Annotated in this window: 13 protein-coding genes and 1 pseudogene; 8 read left to right on the forward strand and 6 right to left on the reverse strand. The window is 63.5% G+C overall.

Going from position 1 to position 17872, the window contains the following annotated elements; translation table 11 throughout:
- Window positions 1–85: 85 nt before the first annotated feature.
- The 3 genes from ACR30Z_RS08805 to ACR30Z_RS08815 all read right to left on the reverse strand — a co-directional run bounded on the left by ACR30Z_RS08805 (window position 86) and on the right by ACR30Z_RS08815 (window position 3782).
- Window positions 86–1345: a DUF4192 domain-containing protein gene (locus tag ACR30Z_RS08805; RefSeq protein WP_434372139.1), complete on the reverse strand. Its 1260-nt coding sequence runs from the start codon at window positions 1343–1345 to the stop codon at window positions 86–88.
- A 95-nt stretch (window positions 1346–1440) separates the two neighbouring features.
- Window positions 1441–2808: an MFS transporter gene (locus ACR30Z_RS08810; protein WP_434372140.1), complete on the reverse strand. Its 1368-nt coding sequence runs from the start codon at window positions 2806–2808 to the stop codon at window positions 1441–1443.
- A 35-nt stretch (window positions 2809–2843) separates the two neighbouring features.
- Window positions 2844–3782 (reverse strand): proteasome assembly chaperone family protein, encoded by a 939-nt coding sequence (locus ACR30Z_RS08815; protein ID WP_434372141.1) that lies wholly within the window; start codon window positions 3780–3782, stop codon window positions 2844–2846.
- A gap of 323 nt (window positions 3783–4105) precedes the next feature.
- Here ACR30Z_RS08815 and ACR30Z_RS08820 point away from each other — a divergent pair, with 323 nt between their 5' ends.
- The 4 genes from ACR30Z_RS08820 (at window position 4106) to ACR30Z_RS08835 (ending at window position 9648) form a co-directional block, all read left to right on the forward strand.
- Entirely contained in the window at window positions 4106–5629 is a 1524-nt protein-coding gene (locus tag ACR30Z_RS08820; protein WP_434372142.1) for a leucyl aminopeptidase, read from the forward strand.
- A 295-nt stretch (window positions 5630–5924) separates the two neighbouring features.
- A complete protein-coding gene (gene lpdA / locus ACR30Z_RS08825; protein WP_144652455.1) occupies window positions 5925–7307 on the forward strand; it encodes a dihydrolipoyl dehydrogenase in 1383 nt (460 codons plus the stop codon).
- Between the two features lie 113 nt (window positions 7308–7420).
- The gene (gene sucB, locus ACR30Z_RS08830) at window positions 7421–9157 is read left to right on the forward strand and encodes a 2-oxoglutarate dehydrogenase, E2 component, dihydrolipoamide succinyltransferase (protein WP_434372143.1); all 1737 of its coding nucleotides are present in this window, start codon (window positions 7421–7423) and stop codon (window positions 9155–9157) included.
- Window positions 9158–9294: 137 nt separating this feature from the next.
- On the forward strand, window positions 9295–9648 hold the full coding sequence (locus tag ACR30Z_RS08835; RefSeq protein ID WP_144652457.1) for a hypothetical protein: 354 nt from the start codon (window positions 9295–9297) through the stop codon (window positions 9646–9648).
- A gap of 94 nt (window positions 9649–9742) precedes the next feature.
- Here the strand turns inward: ACR30Z_RS08835 and ACR30Z_RS08840 are convergent, their stop codons facing one another.
- Window positions 9743–10126: a VOC family protein gene (locus tag ACR30Z_RS08840; protein WP_144652458.1), complete on the reverse strand. Its 384-nt coding sequence runs from the start codon at window positions 10124–10126 to the stop codon at window positions 9743–9745.
- Between the two features lie 133 nt (window positions 10127–10259).
- Here ACR30Z_RS08840 and ACR30Z_RS08845 point away from each other — a divergent pair, with 133 nt between their 5' ends.
- Window positions 10260–10691 (forward strand): OsmC family protein, encoded by a 432-nt coding sequence (locus ACR30Z_RS08845; protein ID WP_144652459.1) that lies wholly within the window; start codon window positions 10260–10262, stop codon window positions 10689–10691.
- Between the two features lie 85 nt (window positions 10692–10776).
- On the opposite strand, the gene ACR30Z_RS08850 is transcribed toward ACR30Z_RS08845, so the two are convergent.
- Window positions 10777–14265 (reverse strand): S41 family peptidase, encoded by a 3489-nt coding sequence (locus ACR30Z_RS08850; protein ID WP_434372146.1) that lies wholly within the window; start codon window positions 14263–14265, stop codon window positions 10777–10779.
- 85 nt (window positions 14266–14350) lie between these two features.
- Here ACR30Z_RS08850 and ACR30Z_RS08855 point away from each other — a divergent pair, with 85 nt between their 5' ends.
- Window positions 14351–15250, forward strand: coding sequence for a TIGR01777 family oxidoreductase (locus tag ACR30Z_RS08855; RefSeq protein ID WP_434372148.1), 900 nt, complete (start codon window positions 14351–14353; stop codon window positions 15248–15250).
- A 21-nt stretch (window positions 15251–15271) separates the two neighbouring features.
- Here the strand turns inward: ACR30Z_RS08855 and ACR30Z_RS08860 are convergent, their stop codons facing one another.
- Window positions 15272–16924 carry a serine/threonine protein kinase gene (locus ACR30Z_RS08860; RefSeq protein ID WP_434372150.1) on the reverse strand — a complete coding sequence of 551 codons (1653 nt, stop codon included), beginning with the start codon at window positions 16922–16924 and terminating at the stop codon, window positions 15272–15274.
- Window positions 16925–17073: 149 nt separating this feature from the next.
- Here ACR30Z_RS08860 and lipB point away from each other — a divergent pair, with 149 nt between their 5' ends.
- Both lipB and ACR30Z_RS08870 read left to right on the forward strand, forming a co-directional pair.
- Complete coding sequence (gene lipB, locus ACR30Z_RS08865; protein ID WP_144652463.1) at window positions 17074–17742, forward strand: lipoyl(octanoyl) transferase LipB; 669 nt, start codon at window positions 17074–17076, stop codon at window positions 17740–17742.
- Window positions 17739–17872 (forward strand): annotated as a pseudogene (locus ACR30Z_RS08870) (lipoyl synthase); the annotation flags it as partial. The gene lipB and the pseudogene ACR30Z_RS08870, both read left to right, overlap by 4 nt.

Here is a 17872-nt window from a genome sequence, read left to right on the forward strand (position 1 = left end):
AGGCATTCGAACGCGGACCCAACCGGGTCTCGGCATCCATTGTCTCACGGTTTTGCGAAACGTACGCCGGATAAAGCAGCATCCCCTATAGGACCGCGTCCTTCGGCCCTCGCCAAGCGGACGAAGGACGGCGTGCCCATTCGCAGACATTTCCCTGCCCCAGAATGTCCATCATCAATTCGGCCAATCGGTAGCCTGGGTGGGCAGCCTCCGCACGACTCAGGAAGGCGTGGGCGATGGAGCCGCTTCCCTTGCCCCAGGAGATCCATCCTTGGAGCGTCAGTGCCGCGGCGGCGACGACACCCGACTCGCCCTCAATGCTCAAGCCAGCGAGAACTTGCTGCAAAGCATCAAGATGGACCCAACTGGGCACCGGGGGCTGCATTCCCAACAGGACATCGCCGTAGGTATGAATGTCAGTCATCCAGTCCGACCCGCTGGGCTGTGTGGACTCAGGCTGAGCAAGAGGTGCAGCAATGCCTAGCTCTGTTGGATCGAAAGGCAGGATATCCACACCGTCCTCGACAAACAGCCCGAAGGCTTCAGCACCCGACTTCGCCGACTGAATGCCGGCCGCCGCCATCACCAGTACCGCATCACGCCACGCCGGGACCTTCAGCGTGGTTCTGAGGAATCCCATGAGCCCGGCGTCATTCCCCTGTTGCAACAGATCACCGTTCACGGCCCTCGTCAGCACGTGCTGCCACACTGCGAGAACGGCATCCAAACAAAGCTCGCTGCGCCACCTTCCCAGAATGCGCTCCCCGAAGCGGGCCTCAGACTCAAGCACCTTGGGATTGAGTGCGCCGGACATGGCTGGCAGTGGTTTTCCGAGCCCGTTCTTGGGGGACGGCCCGATGGTACTCCCCCGGAACACCAGTTCCGCACTCAGTCGGCTGTCCTTAATACGTTGAACGGGGAGCCCGGGAAAGGGACAGCACGTCGTATCCGAGCAGTATGCGCTTCGCCAGTACACCGAACCGACCAGCCACGCATCCCGAACCGAAAGGTCAACCTGGTCAAGGCACTCCCGGAGGGCCTCAAGCAGGGGCATGTTCTTCTCAAGCACGGCGCCTTCAGTCCAGCCATCATCGGTATAAAGCGCAAGAACGACGCCGTTGGCGTCTTCGTCGGCGATGAGGTAACTCCGGACCTGTTCGGCGAAGGCGGCGACGGCCCGCCGTGATGTGCCGGACGGCAGGTCTACCCGCAGCGTGGCACCAAGGACCTTCCCCTGCATTGTGATGGCCACAAGGCTGTCTTCCGGCCAGTAGCCCAACATATGGGGTATGTAGCCAAGGATGTCTTCGGGCTGGTGGATGCTGAGCGTTCTCTTCGTGGTCATGGCTCAAGCCTGCGCAACTCGCACCAGTAGTGACAGGGAGCATTCCGCCTATGTGGAAAAGCTACGGAGGTTGGAAGCAGCCGCCGCGTTTCGAGCTACCGGCTGTCCTGCTGACCGCCCGCAGGACTGGAACGGCCTGCGCGTCGCCGCTCGATCCGTTCGCGGCGCTGCTTGGCGAGAGTGGTCACCAGAGGAGGAACGTGGATCCCTTGGGTCGCCATTTGCCGGCGAACCTTGCGCCTGGTCACCAGGATGAGCACTGTGCCAATCCCCAGCAGCACAAACTGGACGCTGAGGGCAATCCGGAACGGGGCAAGGCCGTATAGATCACCGCCCGAGAAACCGCTGGCGTACAGGAGGTCAAGTACCAGTCCAATGAGGTAGATCGCAACGAGCGCGGCAATGAAGCCTCCCACGTTGACGATGCCCGTTGCCGTGCCGATCCGGTGCGAGGGGTTGAAGGTCCGGGCAAAATCGAAGCCAATCATGGAGCCCGGCCCGCCGACGGCCAGCACTACCACCAGGATCACCAGGAGCCACAACGGGGCACGTTCCGGAAGAACGAGCACTGCGGCCCAAGCCAGGGCAGTGGCCATGGTGATCAGAAGGACCATCGCAGATCTGCGCATGGGATGCTTCGACACAAAGCGGCCAAAGCCAGGACCAGCCACAATGGCCGTTCCCACGAACAATGCCATCAAGGCCGACACGGTCCCGGCGTCGAGGCCCTGTGCTGATAAGAGAAACGGGTAACCCCAGGTCATGGCGAACAGGTTTCCGCTGAACTGCACGGTGAAGTGGCTCCATAGCCCAAGGCGGGTTCCAGGCTGTTTCCATGCCCGGGACAGTGAGACGCCGGTGGCACGCAGCCCCTGGCCCGCTTCCCTGGGTGGGTGCCCTGGAGGAGCGTCCCGAAGCACCGCAAGGACCAGGATGACGGCAAGCACGGACATGGCCGCGAGTGTCAGGAACGCTGGTGTCCAGCCAGCCGTGTGAAGAAGAAGCGCAAACGGAACCACGCTGAAAAGCTGGCCCAGCTGGCCGCACATACCTGTGAGCTGGGTGATCAGCGGAACTCTGGCCGGAGCGAACCAAAGCGGAACCAGCCGAATCACGGAGATAAAGGTCATCGCATCGCCGGCACCCACCAGGACACGGCCCAGGACACCCGCGGGGATGCTGTCCGCAAACGCCAGCTGCAACTGCCCCAGCCCCATCAATACGGCGCCCCCGGCCACCATGGCCCGCGAACCGAACCTGTCCACCAGGACACCGACGGGTATCTGCAGCCCGGCGTAGACCAGGAGTTGAAGGACGGTGAAGAAGGATATGGCTGCAGCGCTGGCATGGAAACGTTCGGTAGCTTCCAGTCCTGCGACACCGAATGAGGTCCGTTGCGCCACGGCCACCAAGTAGGCGAACACGCCGATCGTCCAGATAAGCCAGGCGCGGGGAGCATTCACTCCTCAATTATGCCTGTCGGCGCCTCAAAGATGATTTATTGGGGCGAGTCTTTACGTGCCAGGTAAGCCTCGACCGCCGCACCAATGTCCTCGGCATTGGGCAGTTCATCATTCTCGTCCGCCAGTAGCGAGCGGCGGACGACGCCTTCGGATTTCTCGTCGTACCGCGTCTCAAGATTGGAAACCACCGCTTGTACTTCTTCGGAAGACTCGATCTGCTCTGCGATCTGACGCCCCACCTCACGGCCCGCTTCGCGGAGCCGGTCGGTGGGCAACATCAGTGACGTTGCTGCCCCCAGATACTCCAAACCCGCCACGGCGGCCGGAGGGTACTCGGCCTCGGACAGGTAGTGCGGGACATGGATAACATAGCCGGCAACATTGCGTTCGGCTTCCGTCAGCCTGAGTTCGAGGACATGACCAATGGCCGCCGGTACATCCACCGTGGGCTTCCAGCTGGAGATGCCTTCGATCAGATCCGGGCGGTTGCCGTGGACGGTCACACCTACTGGCCGGGTGTGGGGCACCGGCATGGGGATGGAGTGGATCCACGTCACCAGGTTGACGTCGAGCTTTTCGACGATTCCGACAACCGCGCGGGAGAACCGCTCCCACTGCAGGTCCGGCTCAAAACCGGCAAGCAGCAGAAATGGCTGCCCGAGGCCATCGTGCAACTTGTACAGGCCGAGCTTGGGAGCGTGGTAATCCTGCAAGTGGTCCTCCACGAAGCTGATGTGGGGACGTCGCGAACGGTAGTCGATGAGCTGGTCGGCGTCGAACATGGCGATCACTTCGGCGTCGAGTTCCTCCAACAGTTCCGCGTTGATCTGCCGGACCACATGACCGGCATCAGCAAAGCCCGTGAACCCCATGACCATGTTCAGCCCACAGAGTTCAGGGCTATGGAAGGTCTCGATGTTGCTTGCGTAGAGGGACTCGGGGTCCAGGAGGTAGCCGGATATCCGTTCAAACACGGCGTGTTCCTTTCACAGTGGCAAAGTTCGGGGTGGTTTCCGCACGCCGTCATCATGGCGTCAAAAGGACACCAAGGGGTGGCGGCGGATCCTACGTATCTGTACAACGCTGCACGTCCGACGGGCATTCCTGCCCATGGTGTGCCGCAGCTCTCATTTAATTGCTGTCCGCAGTGCTCTAGAGACTACGATCGAAACGGGCCGCCCCGGCGGCCCCTAAGACCAAGGCCGCCGTCGCAAGAGGACGTCGGGCGCGTACCGGGGCAGGCCGCCAAACATGCGGCCCCGCCATGCAATGCAGAGAGAAGTGAGGAAACATCCTCGTGGTCAAGACTACTGACATCATCCTGGGCATCATCGCCAAGGACCTGAAAAAGTCCCCCAGCGACGCACTTGTGATTGGAGTTGCGCAAGGAACTGACGGGCCGGTGCTGCTCCCTAACCCATTGAGCGCCAAGGCCGCCGAGTCCATCGCGGCTTCCCTCAAGCTCCTGGGGATCACCGGCGCCGCCGATCAGGCCCACCGCCTCCCGGGCCTGCCGGAAACGGGCTCGGGAATCCTGGCCCTGGCGGGCGTCGGCAAGTTGTCCGACGACGGCAGCCTCACCGCAGAGGCGCTTCGCCGGGCATCCGGATCCGCCGTGCGGCAGCTCGCCGGTGTCCCTTCGGTGACTCTCGCCTTCCCGACGCCTACCTTGGCTGACGTCGCGGCGGTCGCCGAAGGCGCGGCACTTGGCGCCTATTCCTACACGGAACACCGCTCCAGCACCGATGGCTTGAAGGCCCCGGTGGCGAAGGCCTTGGTTTTCACGGATGTCGACCCCAAGTCCGCGCAGCCCGCGCTGGACCGGGCCATCGTGCTTGCGCGGGCAGTGAACGCTACCCGAACCCTCGTCAACCAGCCGCCCAGCCACCTGTACCCCGAGTCCTTTGCCGAATCCGCCAAGGAACTTTCCAAGGGCCTCCCGGTCAAGGTGACGGTCTGGGATGAAAAGCGCCTGGAAAAGGAAGGCTTTGGCGGCATCCTCGGCGTTGGCAAGGGCTCCACCCGCCAGCCTCGCCTGGTCAAGGTCGAATATTCGCCCGCAAAGGCCACCAAGAAGATCGCGCTCGTCGGCAAGGGCATCACCTTTGACACCGGCGGCATTTCCATCAAGCCGGCCCTCGGCATGGGTGACATGAAGAGCGACATGGCGGGCGCCGCCGTCGTACTTAACACCGTCTTGGCCCTCGCTTCGCTGGGCCTGCCCATCAAGGCGACCGCGTGGCTCTGCATCGCAGAGAACATGCCGTCGGGCGCCGCGGCGCGTCCCGCCGACGTCTTCACCATCTACGGCGGCAAGACCGTGGAGGTCCTCAACACCGACGCCGAGGGGCGCCTGGTGATGGCCGACGGGCTGGTCGCAGCCAGCCTGGAGAACCCGGACGCCATCATTGACGTGGCCACACTGACCGGCGCGCAACTGATCGCACTGGGATTGCGAACAGCCGGCGTCATGGGCTCGGATTCCGTCACGGCGGCACTGAAGTCGGCAGCCGACAGGGCAGGCGAGCTGGTGTGGCCCATGCCGTTGCCGGAGGAACTGCGCCCTAGCCTTGACTCGCAGGTCGCAGACCTCGCCAACATCGGTGAGCGCAATGGTGGAATGATGACCGCCGCCGTCTTCCTCCGCGAATTCGTCGGCAAGAACGGCGACGGCCAGCAGATCCCGTGGGCCCACGTGGACATCGCCGGACCGTCCTTCAACAACGGCAGCCCGTACGGCTACACCCCCAAGCAGGGAACCGGCTGCACCGTCCGAACCCTGGTCGCCTACGCCGAGGACCTCCTCGCCGCATCCGCCTAAGCGCCACCCCCACGCCCCCGCGGTGTGCGCGGGCCCCTGAGATCACTCTTCAGGGGCCCGCGCAGCCCCGGAATTATGCGGCGTGTAGCGCTGTGTCACAAGTGAACGTGAGTCTCGACACAAGCGCTCCACAAACGCCCGCAGAGGGTGGAGCATGGGTAGGTGGTTCGCTAAGGTGAACTCGATAGTCACAAATGCAAGAGAACTTAGGTGCTGGCATAATCACGGCAGAACAAGTTCCAAAGACCAGATGGCACGCAGTCCCGTGTCATCATTCACGCGAGGGAGCGTTTTAGTGGCCGATCAGGCAACTGCGCAAGAATTCGACATCCTGGTACTCGGTGGCGGCAGCGGCGGCTACGCCACTGCCCTGCGGGCCGTACAGCTTGGGTTCACCGTTGGCCTTGTGGAAAAGGCAAAGCTCGGCGGAACCTGCCTGCACAACGGCTGTATCCCCACCAAGGCACTCCTGCACTCGGCTGAACTGGCCGACCATGCACGCGATTCCGCCAAGTATGGCGTGAACGTCACGCTCGACAGCATCGACATGTCGGCCGTGAACGCCTACAAGGACGGCATCATCGCCGGCAAGTTCAAGGGCCTCCAAGGACTCATCAAGTCCAAGGGCATCACCGTCATCGAAGGTGAAGGCAAGCTCCAGGGCAACAACACCGTCGTCGTGAACGGTACCGCCTACACGGGCAAGAACATCGTCCTGGCTACGGGTTCCTACTCCCGTTCACTCCCCGGGCTGGAAATCGGCGGCAAGGTCATCACCTCGGACCAGGCCCTCACCATGGACTACATCCCCAAGAGCGCGATCGTCCTGGGCGGCGGCGTCATCGGCGTTGAATTCGCTTCCGTGTGGAAGTCCTTCGGCGTGGACGTCACCATCATCGAAGGCCTCCCCTCCCTGGTCCCCAACGAGGACGCCTCGATCGTCAAGAACCTTGAGCGCGCCTTCAAGAAGCGCGGCATCAAGTTCACCACCGGCATCTTCTTCCAGGGCGTGGAACAGAACGACGACGGCGTCAAGGTCACCTTGGTTGACGGCCAGACGTTCGAAGCCGACCTCCTGCTCGTAGCCGTCGGTCGCGGTCCCGTGACCGCCAACCTGGGCTACGAAGAAGCCGGCATCACCATCGACCGTGGCTTCGTCATCACCAACGAGCGCCTCCACACCGGTGTCGGCAACATCTACGCAGTGGGCGACATCGTCCCCGGCGTCCAGTTGGCACACCGTGGCTACCAGCAGGGCATTTTTGTCGCCGAGGAAATCGCCGGCCTGAACCCGGCCATCGTCGAAGACATCAACATCCCCAAGGTCACTTACTGCGAGCCCGAAATCGCCACGGTTGGCTACACCGAAAAGGCCGCCAAGGAGAAGTTCGGCGACGATCAGGTCCAGACCCAGGAATACAACCTTGCCGGCAACGGCAAGAGTTCCATCCTTGGTACCGGTGGCATCGTCAAGCTCGTACGCCAGAAGGATGGCCCCGTGGTGGGCATCCACATGATCGGCTCCCGTATCGGCGAGCAGGTGGGCGAAGCCCAGCTGATCGTGAACTGGGAAGCCTACCCGGAGGACGTGGCCCAGCTGGTCCACGCCCACCCCACCCAGAACGAAGCTTTGGGCGAAGCCCACCTCGCCCTCGCGGGCAAGCCGCTCCACGGCTAAGTCTTTACCCAAGACAAACGGGTCGGGTGCATGCGGCGGAATCTGCCGGATGCACCCGGCCCGGACCAGCAGAATTCATCCGCACAAAGATCAATAAGGAGAACGGGGACGACATGTCTGAATCCGTTAACTTGCCCGCCCTCGGTGAGAGTGTCACCGAAGGAACCGTCACCCGCTGGCTCAAGCAGGTTGGTGACCGGGTGGAGATCGACGAGCCGTTGCTCGAGGTTTCAACCGACAAAGTAGACACCGAAATCCCTTCTCCGATCTCAGGCGTCATCGAAGAAATCCTCGTCGCTGAAGACGAGACGGCTGAAGTCGGCGCCCCCTTGGTCCGGATCGGCGATGGCTCCGGCTCCGCCGCTCCGGCTGCTGAGGCTGCACCGGCAGAAGAGGCACCCGCGGCACCCGCGGCACCCGCAGAGCAGGTTGCTCCCACCGAAGAAGCTCCCGCGGCCCCGGCAGCTGAAGAAGCACCGGCTGCCGAGGCTCCGGCTGCATCCGGTGGCGAAGGCCACGAAGTAACCCTCCCCGCCTTGGGCGAGAGTGTCACCGAAGGAACCGTCACCCGCTGGCTCAAGGCTGTTGGCGACACCGTCGAGATCGACGAGCCGCTCCTCGAAGTTTCCACTGACAAGGTGGACACCGAGATCCCGTCCCCCGTTGCCGGTACCCTCCAGGAAATCCGTGTCAACGAAGACGAAACGGCTGAGGTAGGTTCCGTCCTGGCCGTCATCGGTTCCGGAGCAGCTGCACCGGCCGCCGCACCGGCACCGGCCGCTCCCGCACCTGCCGCCGAGGCTCCCGCAGCCCCCGCCGCTGCGCCTGCCCCGGCTGCTGCTCCTGCCCCGGCTGCACCGGCACCGGCGGCTCCCGCGCCTTCCGCTCCTCCTGCTGCCGAGGCACCTGCTTCGGAATCCGGCTATGTCACTCCCCTGGTCCGCAAGCTTGCAAACCAGCACGGCGTGGACATCGCCGCTGTTTCCGGCACGGGCGTTGGTGGACGCATCCGCAAGCAGGATGTCCTCGCAGCCGCCGAAGCCAAGCAGGCCGCAGCAGCTCCCGCAGCATCGGCTCCGGCGGCAGCTCCCGCCGCCAAGGCTGCCGCTCCGGTAGTCGCCTCTTCACTGCGTGGCACCACTGAGAAGGCCCCGCGCATCCGCCAGGTCATCGCCCGCCGCATGCGCGAGTCCCTCGAGGTCTCAACCCAGCTGACCCAGGTGCACGAGGTCGACATGACCAAGATCGCCAAGCTCCGCCTGAAGGCCAAGAACTCGTTCCAGGCCCAGAACGGCGTCAAGCTCACCTTCCTGCCGTTCATCGCCAAGGCTGTGGCCGAGGCCCTGAAGCAGCACCCCAAGCTGAACGCTGCCTACGACGAGTCCAAGCAGGAAATCACCTACCACAACGCCGAGCACCTCGCGATCGCTGTCGACACCGACAAGGGCCTCCTGGTACCCGTCATCTCTGATGCCGGGAACCTGAACCTTGCTGGCCTGGCCGGCAAGATCGCAGACGTCGCAGGCCGTACCCGTGATGGCAAGATCGGCCCGGACGAATTGTCCGGTGGCACCTTCAGCATCACGAACATCGGCTCTGTCGGCGCACTGTTCGACACTCCGATCATCAACCAGCCGCAGGTAGGCATCCTCGGCACCGGTGCGATCGTCAAGCGCGCCGTAGTGGTTGCGGACGAAAACGGCGATGACTCCATCGCCATCCGCTCCATGATGTACTTGTCGCTGACGTACGACCACCGCTTGGTGGACGGCGCGGACGCCGGCCGGTTCCTGCAGACGCTCAAGGCCCGCCTTGAAGAAGGTGCTTTCGAAGCAGACCTCGGTCTCTAAGTCATTGCACCTGTAGGCATTGCCTGCAGGATCAGAAGGGGCAGGTTGCCGGGGAAACCCGGGAACCTGCCCCTTCGTTTTGCCCACTCCGCGTGGCTTTGCTACGTGACGTAGAAGCAACTGGATAAGCTTGGGCCATGAGTATTCTCTTCAACATTTTGGTGTTCTTGCACATCGTCGGCGCAGCCATGATTGTGGGCTACTGGATCGCCACCCTCAAGGAGCCAACGGTCCACCCGCGCCAGCGCGATGGTGCGTTCCTTCAGCTCCTGACCGGCATCGCCATGATGGGTGTGATCCCCTTCCTGCCGGACGCCGATCCCAACTACTTCAAGCTCGGCGTGAAGTTCGCCATTGCCGTGGCCGTGGCCGTGCTGGCGGTCATCGGCTCGCGCAAGGTCAAGAACGGTGAAGCCGTGTCCACCGGATTGGCTCACGGTGTGGGCGGGCTTGCCTTGGTGAACATCGCAATCGCCACTCTCTGGAACTAGCTCCCACGCCTGCATCCCGGCGGCAACATGATGCAAGAGGCCGTCCCATCGTGCGCACAGCTCGGTGGGACGGCCTCCGCCGTTAAATACGCTGCTACTCCTGGGCTATGCAGAACTCGTTTCCCTCAGGATCATGCATGACGTCCCAGTGGAAATCCTCGATGTCGTGCCCCTCAACAAAGGTAGCCCCGAGCGACTCGGCCTTACGCCTCAGCGCCGCGGCATCGGCGTCGTGAAGGTCCAAGTGGAGACGGCGCCGCCCTTCCGTAGGTAGGTTGACCTGCTGAAACGCCAGTTGAGGAAGACCCGGTTCGGCCGAACGCAGCCAGATAAAGCCTTCGTGCTCCGCTGCAACGGGCATGTCCAGCAGTTCCGACCAGAAGGCGGAGAGACGGGCTGCATCCACGGCATTTACCATGATCGACGCGATTCGTGGGCCTCGGCGTTGCACGCCGTCAGCGTGTTCTTCGGTATCCATGTGGCCAGTTTAGGGGTCACAATCCACTGACAGCGGAATGGCCGTGCAGTCCGTAAGCCAAGTCCCTAGGATGGGTTCCGGTGGCACCTGCCTACGGCTGGGTGCCGACTCACAACGACCCTAAGGAGTGGACATGGCAGCAACACGCACCGCACACACGGTTTGGAACGGCAACCTCATTGAAGGCGCCGGCAACACCACGCTGGACAGCTCCGGCCTGGGCACGTTCGACGTTACGTGGAAGGCCCGTACCGAGCAGTCCGGTGGTAAGACCAGCCCCGAAGAGCTGATCGCTGCTGCACACTCTGCCTGCTTCTCCATGGCCTTCAGCCACGCCCTGGCCGGCGAAGGCTTCACTGCCGAGGAAGTCAATACCAAGGCTGACGTCACGTTCGTCCCGGGCACCGGCATCACCGGCAGCCACCTCACCATGACCGCCAAGGTTCCCGGCCTGTCCGAAGAAGACTTCCGCCGCATCTCGGAGGACGCAAAGACTGGCTGCCCCGTTTCGGGCGCGCTGGCCAGCATCGAGATCACCCTGGACGCAACGCTGGCGGCGTCGTAACCCTCAGGTTCAGCTGCTGTACGCAAGAGAGCCCCGTTGCCTCCCCTCCACGGGAAGCAACGGGGCTCTTCGGCGTCCTGGCCCTTTACTGGGTCTTCTGTGGCCGCGAGGGCAACGGCGCCGGCCGCACTTTCCGGTAGCCCTCGCGGAGGGGAGGCCGGTCAGTAGGCAGTTCCTGGATCATTTCCTTGAGTGCGCCGATGCCGTACTCAAGCTGGGGATCCGTTCCGGCAGCGTAGGCATGTGGCGGGAAGAGGACTTCGATGTCGGGCTCGACACCCCGGTTCTCCACGTCCCACCCGATCCCGCCGCTGAACCAGGTGGCGTATCGGGGCTGCGTGACGCCCGTACCGTCGGCCAGGGCGAAGCGGTTGTCGATTCCCACGACGCCACCCCAGGTCCGGGTTCCGATCACAGGCCCAATGCCCCTCAGCTTCGACACCTGGGTGATGATGTCTCCATCGGAACCGGCAAACTCGTCGGTCAGGATAATCACGGGTCCACGGGGCGCGTGGTCAGGGTACGTCCGCGGCTTTTCACCACGTGGCATGCTCCAGCCGGTGACTTTGCGCCCGATCAGCTCGGCAACAAGTTGGGAGGTGTGTCCTCCGCGGTTGCGGCGCACGTCCACAATCAAACCGTCCAGCGCTGTCTCGGTGTCCAGATCGCGGTGGAGCTGCGCCCAGCCGTTGGCCATCATGTCCGGAACGTGCAAATAACCGAACTTGCCGTTGGAAGCCTCGCGAACAGTACGCCGGTTACCGCGGACCCAATCCTGGTACCGCAGCCTTTCCTCGTCACGGACGGGAACCACAGCTACACGCCGCTGGGCACCGGCCGCGTCGCCATGGCCTTCGCCGTTGAGCAGCGTAAGCTCCACTGTTCGGCCCGCCGCACCCACCAGTTGCATCGCTGGCGTCAGGGCTGCGGAAAGCTCGACGCCGTCAATCGCCAAAAGGACGTCGCCCACCTTTGCGTCCGCACCAGGACGCGTCAGCGGAGAGGTAGCGAGCGGGTCTGAGGACTCCCCGGCCAGGATCCGGGTGATTTCCCAGCCCTTGCCGCCGAGCTGCAGTTCAGCGCCAAGCCGGCCCTGGCCGTTGCGGCCAGGCTCGGTGACGGCGGCAGGCTTCACATAGGCATGCGATGTTCCCAGCTCGCCGTGGATTTCCCATAGCAGGTCAACGAGGTCATCGTGGGAACCAAGGCGCTCCACGATCGGACGGTAGCGCTTATGCACCGACTCCCAATCCTGACCAGCCATGTCGGCGGTCCAGAAGAAGTCGCGCTGCAGCCGCCAGGCCTCGTCAAAGGCCTGGCCCCACGCAGAGACCGGGTTCAGGATCACGCGGACACGGTTGAGGTCCACCTTCACCAGATCGCCGGAGTCCTCGTCCACCTTGCTGTCAGCCGGCACGGACGTGATCTGCTTGTCGAGGACATAGACAATGCGGCTGAGGTCGCCGGACAAACGGTAACTGTCCGCTGCGGCCACCAGTGTGGTTTGCTTGCGCTTCGCCAGGTCATAACGCACCAGTGACGGGGCGGTCTTCTTATCCTGGAGCGTGCCTTTTCCTTCACCGGTAACGCCTGCCAGTTCGGTATCGAGCCACAGCAGGGCGCCATCCCCGACAGCAAGATCCGAGTAGTTTCCTTGGGGCACCGGTACCGCGATGACGCGGTGGGCAAGTCCTTCCGGATCCACGCGCACGGCGGGGGCGTCGCCGTCGTCGGACTTCGCCGGGGTGAGCGGCGCATCCTCGAGGGTGTCAACGGAAGGACCAAAAGGCGACGGGGTGTCCGCCGCCAGGGCCACCATGTATGGCTTGATGGGGCTCGGGAAGGACAGGTCGAACGAATGACCGTCGTAGACGGGATCGAAGCTCCTGTTGGACAGGAAGGCGAGGAACTTGCCGTCGGGGGTGAACCGTGGAGATTCATCGCAGAAACGCCCGTCGGTGACATCGATGATGGCGATTTCTCGCTCAGCCGGGCGGCTGATCCGCAGTTTGCTGCGCGAGCCGAAGGCCGTGACGGGTTCGGACCAAGCCAGCCACTGGGAGTCGCTGGACCAGGCCAGTTGGTCAATGCTGCCGTCACCGACGTTGACCAGCCGGGTCAGTGTTCCCGTTGACGTATCTGCCACAAAGACATCACCGAAGGACGTGCCCACTGCCAGCCAGCGACCATCCGGGCTGGCTTCCAAGGCACATGCGCGGGTGGGTGCAGGGAACTCCACGCGAAGGTCGGCATCATCGGCCGGCGCGGGGGCTTCGGTTGCTTCCGTCCCGCCCACGGTGTCAGCGGACGGTTCGGCATAGGCTGCCTCGTCGTTTCCCGGGGACTGGCCAGCCGCAGCAGGGGCCGTCCCCTGTCCCACCACGTTCGACACTGAGACCGGCTTGGGGAGCGGAAGTGATTCGGCTTCGGGAACCGGCACATCGACCACAACCTTGGCCACCTCAACCGATGCCGAAACCCGCGAGGCAATGCGCTTGATGTACAGCGCTTCCACTCCCCCATGGTCTGCGACGTAGGCGAGTCGGCCGTCCGTGAGCGGGCGGGGCAGGCGGGCGCGAACGCCCGGCGTCGCCTCCACCACACGGGACGGACCGTCCTTGTGCCGTAGCCAGTGGAGGGTGCCGTGGGATTCCACGGCGCTGGCCGTTCCGGCGACATTCGGATACACGTCCCCCAGATGCGCGGACACCTTCAGCGGCGCCGGGCGGCGGGCTGGTGATGCCGATCCCAGCGTGATCCCGAGCTTTGTTGCCTCGGCGTCAGCGTCGAGGGAGGGAAGCATCCACAATTCCCCGGCAGACTCGAAGATGACCCGTTTGCCGTCCGTGCTGGCATGCCGGACATAGAAGTCCTCATGGTCGGTGTGGCGGCGCAGACCCGAACCATCCGGGAGCACAGAGTAGAGGTTTCCATAGCCTTCGTGATCCGAAAGGAAAGCGATTCGTCCCTGGACCCAGAGGGGATCGGTCAGGTTGCCCTCGATCTTCGGGAGGAGGCGCTCGAACTCTCCGTTGCCGTCGGCATCAATCCAGAGCTTGCCGGCCGTGCCTCCACGGTAGCGCTTCCACCAAGCGGGCTCGCGGGAAAGGACGCTCGCCAACACCACGGGCTTTTCGTCGCCGATTTCCGGCCCAAAAGCAACTGACTCCACAGGCCCGAACGGAAGCTCGACGGCGGCACCGCCGTCGAGCGGCAGGCTGTACGCGTACGTGTGGCGACCTTCGGCCTGTTGGAAGGCGCTGGTGACCACCACGTTTCCAGCGGCCGTGAATCCCTTTACTTTCGTGGTGCTGTGGCCAAAGTACGTCAACTGCCTGTACCCACCGCCGTCGACATCTGCGGTCACCACTTCAGGAGACGTACCGACTACGGCGGTCCACACCAGCCCCTTTCCGTCCGGAGTGAACCGAGGATTCCTTGCCGGCAGTTGCTGCGAGGAGACCCGCCAGGCGCGGCCGCCGGAGAGGGGCGCGATCCAGACGTCGTCTTCGGCCACGAAAGTGACCAGATCGCCGTGCACATGCGGGAAACGGAGGTAGCTGGAGGAGGTCATTGTTCGATCATAGTCAAGAGGCGCCCAGCGTTTGCCGCACCGACAGGCGTTTCCGCCACATGCCCTTGGCATGGTGAGATGGGTCATGCGAATCGTGATGTCCGGTGCGTCGGGAATGATCGGGATGGCCTTGTCGAATCAACTGGCCACCCAAGGCCATGACGTCATCCGACTGGTGCGCCGCCCTCCGAGGAACACGGGGGAACGAAGCTGGGACCCAGCCAGGGGCGAACTCGATGCCGGCGTGCTGGACGGCAGTGACGCTGTCGTCAACCTCTCAGGCGCCGGAATAGGAGAGCGCCCATGGACACGACGGAGGATCAGGGTCCTTCGGGAATCCCGCTTGCAGGCAACGCAAACTCTCACCGCTGCCATGCGACGGCTCGGCACACCGCCCGCATCATTCATCAGCCAATCCGCTTCCGGCTACTATGGCGCCTCACGCGAAGGTGTCCTGCGTGAGGACTCCGGCCACGGCGGGGGTGTCCTTGGCCCCCTGTGCGTGGATTGGGAACGCGCCGCTCGGACGGCGCCGGCGAGTGTGCGGGTTGTCAATCCCAGGACGGGCGTCGTACTCAGCACCTCCGGCGGTGCGCTCGGGCCACTGCTCCCCCTGCTGAAGCTTGGTTTGGGTGGCCCGTTCGGGAACGGCCGACAGTACTGGCCGTGGATCACCCTTGCCGACGAAGCGGCAGCCCTTGCCTACCTCCTGACATCGGACCTCGAGGGGCCGGTGAATGTGTGTGCTCCAGAAAGCGCAGACGTGAACGCAATTGTGGCGGGTATCGCGAAGGCCTTCCACCGGCCCGCTTTTTGCCGCGTGCCACGACCAGCCCTGCGCTTGGTCCTGGGCCAGCTCGCAGACGAACTCGTTTTGGCGAATCAAAGGATGGAACCCGCCCGATTGTCGGAAGCAGGGTTCCAGTGGCAGCACCCCTTGCTGTCTGATGCCATGGCTTGGCTGACTGAGGACAAGGCCCGCTGAACAACCCTGCGGCACGATCGTTCAGTCTGCGGTGACGGGCCCGAGAATCTCCAGGACCCACCAACGCCCCTCCGAGCGGACCAGGTGCAAACGGAGTTGCTGTGGAGCTACCGGCTCCTGCGCCCGAACCTTGGCCCCCGTTGTAAGGCGTTCCTCATATCCGGATGTGGCAGCACTGAGACTGACCAGCACATGGTCTGTTTGCGGGGAGTCGTCCACCGTCACGCCGGACAGCGTGGTGACGAGTCCTGCGAACACGGTGCCGGACTCGCGGACGTAGTCTCCCACCTCCTTATCAGCAGCCTCGGCCGGCGACCCTGGCGCATTAACCAACGCCAACACCTCAAGGCGTCCCTCACCAAAGGCAAGGTCACGCACGGCCGCCAACGCCGAGACCGCAACTTCAGGGTCCTCGGAATGAAGCCCTTGGGCGAGCCTCGCCGGAAGTTCGACGGAGGGCGGTCCACCCGGCGCCTTCCGGGTCGTGGCCAAGGGATCCTCCAGTGGTGCCAGGTTCAACGCCGGCGCCGGAGGTTGGTTCTGCTGCCAAACTGCCCACGACCCAGCACCGACCAGCACGGCCGCCGCGACCGAGAGACCCAGACGGAGACTGAGACCAACAGCTTTAGGCCGGCCCTTTAAAGGTCGGCCACGGCCGTCACGTGAGGGTGCGGACCTGGGCATGTGCTTGGGCTTGGGCTGAAACCCGCGAGTCAGGGCGATCCGCCACGCCACCACCCAACGCGGCGTCCGGCGCCGTGCTCGACGCACGGCTTGACGCCGTGTCAAGAGTTCAGGAATGACGGAGTGGTGCACAGACCCTGACAAGTCCAACGCCTCAGGGCCGGCACTTCTGAAGACCGCCGTACTGAATTCACGGGCGGACGGCCGCCGCTGGGGATCGGGGTCCAGTGCCGCTTCCAGGGCTGCGGTGAGGGCTTTGGGCACGTCGGGCGCTACCAGGGACAGCGGTGGGCGGTGCCGCTCCACCCCAGGGACGGCCCCAGTCAGGCAATACCATCCCACCGCCGCGAGGGAATACACGTCGCGCTGCGGCAGGAGTTCGCGCCCTGCTGCGCTCCCCTCGCCCAAGGCAATGCTTGCAGGGTCCAGAAAACCTTGCGTCCCGACGTCCGCATTCCCGTGCGGGTCGCCCACCCGGGCGGCAAAGCCGAGGTCCGCCAAGAGGGGCTTTCCTTCGGCGGTGAACAAGATGTTTGCCGGTGATACGTCCCCGTGCACCGTTCCGCTGCCATGCAGGTAGTCCAACACTTGGGCAATAGGCGTCAATATGGTGATGGTTTCACCAACAGGGAGTCTCCCCCGCCCGGACATGAGGTTGGCCAGACTGCCGCCCGCCGCGTAGTCCATGACCAGGCCATAGGATGCCCCCGGCGTTCCACCCACCTGGAGCAGTTCGTGAACACGGACAAGATGCTCATGCCTGAGCCCGGAGAGGAGTCGAAGTTCGCGCGTTACCTCATCAAGCACTGTCCGTTGCAACGCCGGACCATCCGGTTCCCGGGCCCCGAAGCACTTGACTGCGAACCGTGCCCCATCCTTGTCCCGGGTCACGAGCCACACTGTAGAACTGCTGCCCCGACCCAGTTGGCGGGACGTGGCATAGCCCGGAATGAGGGGCAGCACGGCAGCGGTAGTATCCAGAGTTTCCATAGACAAGGTTTACCGGAAGCCGGGATTTCCCGCAGAAGTTATCCACAGGCAGTCCGTCGGCGGGGGCTGAGGCCCGACAGTTCCGGATGCGACTGAGAGCTTCACCACAAAACGATGGCCAGTCTCCTGCTGGGTCTAAGCTTGAACCCATGACTCTTGAGTTTTCACAACTGGGTCTCGCCCCTGATTTCGTTGACTACGTGCAGGGCTGGGATCTGCAGCGCGAGATCCACAACAAAGTTGTTGCGGGCGAGAACAACAGCACCGTCCTCCTTCTTGAGCACGCCGCCGTCTACACGGCCGGTAAGCTCACTGAAGACCACGAGCGCCCCTTTGACGGCACGCCCGTTGTTCCCGTGGACCGCGGTGGCAAGTTAACGTGGCACGGGCCTGGACAGCTGATTGCCTATCCCATTCTCAAGCTCAAGAACCGCGCAGGCATCCGCGACTACGTGGAGCGTCTTGAAGCAACCATGATCGCCGTCATCAAGGACTACGGCATCAACGCAGTGACGGTCAAGGGACGCGCTGGAGTCTGGATCCTGGCTGATGACAAAGGTCCGGACCGCAAGATTGCCGCCATAGGCATTCGAGTCCTGGACGGCGTCACCATGCATGGTGTTGCCATCAACTGCAGCAATGACCTCGCTCCCTACGCGCAGATCATCGCCTGTGGAATCACCGACGCCAGCGTCACCACCATGTCGCTGGAAACCGGCCGAACCATCAACCCGGCCGACATCGTTGACCGCTTCGTGGAAGAATTCCGCAAGCACGAAGAAGCACTCGTTTCCACCCCCGAAGGAGCACTACAGTGACCTTGGCACCTGAAGGCCGTAAGTTGCTGCGCGTTGAGCAGCGTAATTCTGCGGTACCGGTTGAACGTAAGCCTGAGTGGATCAAGGCCAAGGTCCAGATGGGTCCTGAGTTTGTCCAGCTCAAGAACCT

Origin of the sequence: Paenarthrobacter sp. FR1 (assembly GCF_051106045.1) — a bacterium.
GTDB lineage: Bacteria > Actinomycetota > Actinomycetes > Actinomycetales > Micrococcaceae > Arthrobacter > Arthrobacter nitroguajacolicus_A.